Annotated in this window: 3 protein-coding genes; all 3 read right to left on the bottom strand. The window is 34.4% G+C overall.

Annotation, left to right across the window (positions count from 1 at the left end; translation table 11 throughout):
* Window positions 1-1,262, bottom strand: a 1,262-nt coding sequence (locus tag J7K93_02780) for a hypothetical protein (GenBank protein ID MCD6115915.1), incomplete at its 3' end; no start/stop codon positions are given.
* Window positions 1,263-1,265: 3 nt separating this feature from the next.
* Window positions 1,266-1,997, bottom strand: coding sequence for a hypothetical protein (locus J7K93_02775; GenBank protein ID MCD6115914.1), 732 nt, complete (start codon window positions 1,995-1,997; stop codon window positions 1,266-1,268).
* A gap of 41 nt (window positions 1,998-2,038) precedes the next feature.
* On the bottom strand, window positions 2,039-4,540 hold the full coding sequence (locus J7K93_02770; GenBank protein ID MCD6115913.1) for a VCBS repeat-containing protein: 2,502 nt from the start codon (window positions 4,538-4,540) through the stop codon (window positions 2,039-2,041).
* Window positions 4,541-4,604: the final 64 nt, after the last annotated feature.

Here is a 4,604-nt window from a genome sequence, read left to right as displayed (position 1 = left end):
GTTTCACCAAGGTCCCCGCTGCAAACGCAAATATCATAATAGCCGGAGCCGACATCTACAGAAATATAACTTTCGTTGTAATTTATGGTAACACCTGTAATCTCCTGCGGCTCGTCTGTCCACACCTTCATTGCAGGATCACCGAGCCAGAGATAAGTATCAGCAAGATATATTGATTCATCTTCTGCATCACTTAATACTTGTGTTGCTGCATAGTTTGAAATTAACCCCAGTTTATACAATTGGTTTTGCTGTGAAAAAATAGCATCAAAAAGATATTCATCATAAATACTGTTTTTAAAGGTGGGACTGTAATTAGCCGCACCTAAAAATGCTACTGCGCCACCATTTTCTTTCTTTATAAAATATTCACCAAGACAATTTTCTAAATTATAATTCAAAAAATTATTTGTCCAACATGCAATTGAAAAAATTATTGGGGTTTTGTGTAAATTACAAAGATCATCGGATACATTATATAATAATGGTGTTGGAATGACATGTCGTTCACCGTAATCTTCTTGGTCATTATTCCACCCTGACCAAGAACCATTACCACCATGACCTCTGTAATTAACTATACCAACACCGGTATTTATACCATTGCTAATATCATCATTTGTTTTATCCTCACTACCATATATTGGGATAAAAATTAAATTATCATTATAATCATTGGCAATATCTTCTTTATTCTCCTGATAGGTTGGATGTAAGTCATGTGCAATACCTTTATCATCATAATAATGTGTTTCAAAATGTGCAATATTTAATACTCTCTTTTCCCATGGAATACCATTTATTTGTACTGCTGGCGGAGTCTGTTCATACTTCAGTATTTTATTAACAATTACAGCAGTTCCATCAGAATTATTCACCGAAATTCTTCCAATTGATAATTCCGGAGGTGAAGAACGGTCATAACTATTACGAAACGTATAATTATCGCTGTACAAGTCTGAATACCAATAATCACCATCCCAATCCGGTCTTTCAGGATTATTATTATAGTGGCCGCTAGCCATAGGAATTTTGTCATTATCACCAACCAATAGTACATATTTTAAATTGTTTTCAGGGTTGTTATATTGTAATTTAATAAACATTTTTATCTGATCTTGTGTTGGGTTGCTACCTATTTCATCTTCAATTTTAAATATTTTTGTTTTCAATCCTTTTCTGCAACGCCATTGTGCTAACGGTATTATCTTATCGTAATAATCTGAAGCAGTTAATATAATATACTCGTAACCGGAATTAATGGATTATTTATACAAATTTCCAGAATTATTTCTTATGAGATCAAGGTAATTATAGTTAATAATTGTTTTGCGATATATTTTACTCCATTCTTTCCCAATATTTTTTCTGTTTTTTGTATATGTGTTTTTACCTCCACTTTTTGTGTATTTTAAAGAAATAACCATCCTCTTACAGACAGTAACATTCCCTTTTATTGGATTATATTTTACAGGGTATAATTTTAACAGTATATATCTTATATCCCGCCATATCATAGGATCACTTACTTTTGTATATTCACCTGGATATTTTATGTCTTTCTGATAAAAATCTTTATCAATGACAAAAGGTTTTTTCTGGCCTTCATATATAACACCCTGATAGGGATATACCTTGTAATTTCCAAAATACTCTTCATCCTTTTCTATAATGTTTATTTTAACACTTCCCATGTCAGGAATACCGACCATTTTAGAAATAATTGGTATTCGTGGTTTACCAATTTCTGAAGTAGCTTTATTGTTACTAAATCTTAAGGAATAATAAATTTGCCCATTAGCTTCAACTTTGTCAAGATTTATACCATTTAATATTATTTCAACTACTGTTTCAGTATTATTTGATTTGATAACATTTATTTGTGGCCTTTTCTTATTCCCCGAATTAAACGAAACCCATTCCGCATTTAATGGTGAGACATAAATATCGAATAAAATTAACACTATAGCTAAACTGTAGATTTTTTTAAAACACATAACTTTTCCTCCTGAAGAAAAATATATAATTTTTAAGAATTTTACCGCACAATAGATACCTTTACTGATTTAATCAAATATCCATTGGTTTTTTTTAAACAACAAACGTAAATGCCGCTGGGCAGAGGAGTACCGGCTCTGTCTGTACCGTCCCATTTTACACTGTGTGTACCTTTTGTTTGTTTGTTAAGATTAAATTTTTTGACGCACCTGCCTGATATGTCGTATATAGCAAGATAAATATCTGGTTCTGATTTTGGAACAGTGTAGTATATTGTAGCTGATTGGTTGAATGGATTTGGAAAAACGCTCAAATTAAAAGACAATGGTATGGACTTATTTATTGTTTTGGGGATTCCTGTCTCAACATACATATTCTTGTACCATTCTATATTATCTCCTAAAGATTCAGTATACAGAATATCATTATCTCCGTCACAATCAAGGTCTGCTGAACAAATTGACTCAAGCCCTGCCCAAAAAATAACATCTCCGACACTACCACTACCTGTAATAATTTTTTCTTCAGAAAAATTACCTGTTCCGTAATTCTCATACCAGGATATCTTGTAATCCCAGTATGAAGCAGATATAATATCCATATCTCCATCTTCATCCAGATCTACGGCTATAACATCAACTCCATATCTTTCGAACCATGACAAAATGTATCTGTTGGAAAAATTACCTGAACCATCGTTTTCGTACCAAGATAACAATCCTTCTCCTGTAGATAAAACATCCATATCTCCGTCGTTATCTAAGTCTGCTGCGTATACAGAGAAAATCCTTTCGCTTTCTGTACTGATTGTTTTAGGTTCTGAAAAATTTCCATTACCATCATTCTTATACCATTTTACTTTAAAATCTACTTCGCCGCTTGATGCGGATATAACATCTATATCTCTGTCTCCATCCAAATCTACCGCAAATATTGATTTTGCAAATCTTGCACTTGTTGAAATAATTTTCTGCTCAGAAAAATTTCCTGTGCCGTCGTTTTCATACCAGGCTATCTTACTGTCAAAACATGAAGCAGAAAGTACATCCATGTCCCAATCCCCATCAATATCCGCTGCATATACAGAAACAGCCTCGTCAGCTATTGTTGTTATGATTTTTTGTTCTGAAAAATTTCCCGTTCCGTCATTTTCATACCAAGCTATTTTGTCGCCACTATATAAAGCAGAAAGAACATCCATATCTCCATCGCCATCGAGATCTGCTGTATATACATCCCATGCGCAATCAGCTTGTGTGGTTATAATTTTCTGCTGGGAAAAATCCCCTGTGCCGTCATTTTCATACCATGCTATTTTATTATCTTTGCATGAAGCAGATAATACATCCGGATCACCATCATTGTCAATATCTGTAGTATATATTGATTTCATATATGATGTCGTAAAAAGATCTCTGTTTTCTGAAAACACACCATTACCCTTATTTTCATACCAGGCAATATTGTCATTGCTGCAACCTGTTGATAATATATCTGGATCTCCATCATAATCGAGATCAGTAGCAAAAACTGTTGAGCTAACAAAAGAAGAAGAGCTTTCCCTGATAATTCTCTGACCAGAAAAAACCCCTTTACCATCATTTTTATACCATGCTATTTCGTAACGTGATGAAGAGAGTACATCCAAATTTCCGTCACAATCAAGATCTGCTGCATAAACTGATAAAGGATCGTGGGCATTACTGTATATCAGGTTTGTTTCAGAAAAACTTCCGTTTCCATTGTTTTTATACCATGCTATTTTGTCATCTCCTATCGAAGCTGATAGTACGTCTATAAACCCATCCTTATCTAAGTCTGCAGCATAAACTGATGTTGCCCATTTTAAATTTGTTGAGATAATTTTTTGTTCTGAGAAATTACCGTTTCCGTCATTATCGTACCATGAAATATTACAAGCTGAAGCAGACAGTACATCCAAATCCCCGTCTCCGTCAAGGTCTGCTGCATAGACGGATTTAGCTCTATTAACTTCAGTACTGATTATTTTCTGCTGTGAAAAATTGCCTTTACCGTCATTTTCATACCACGCAATTTTATTGTCCGTATATGAAGCAGAGAGCACATCCATATCTCCATCGCCATCCAAATCTGCAGCAAATACATCTTTTGCTTCTGCAGTCTCTGTGGTTATTATTTTTGGATCGGAGAAATTTCCTGTACCATCATTTTCATACCATGCAATTCTGTTATCATCTGATGATGCTGAAAGTATATCTATATCACCGTCACAGTCAAGGTCTGCTGCAAAAACTGAGACAGCCGTAGATCCGTCATCCGCTACTGGCTTTGGCCCTGAGAAATTGCCGCTGCCGAGATTTTCAAACCATGCAATGTAATATTTCCCGTAGGAGGCAGAGATGATGTCGATATCTCCATCACCATCCAGGTCTGCTGCATATACATCGTAAGGCATATTTATAGCAGGCTGAAAAATAGTATTGGGCCCGGTAAATGTTGTGCCAGCAAGCACAGTTGATGAGATAATAACGAAAAAAATTATGATAAAATAATTTTTCAAAATAATACCCCCTTTCATAAATTAAGATTTCATTTTAAGATCAGCATATTCATACTCCCATAAT

The organism is bacterium, from assembly GCA_021158245.1.
In the GTDB taxonomy this organism is placed as follows: Bacteria; Zhuqueibacterota; QNDG01; order QNDG01; family QNDG01; genus QNDG01.
This window is presented reverse-complemented; position numbering and strand designations above follow the sequence as displayed.

What these genes read in the sequence shown, in the direction of transcription:
- J7K93_02775 (MCD6115914.1), bottom strand. Translation starts at nt 1,997, where the DNA reads ATGTGTTTTAAAAAAATCTACAGTTTAGCTATAGTGTTAATTTTATTC.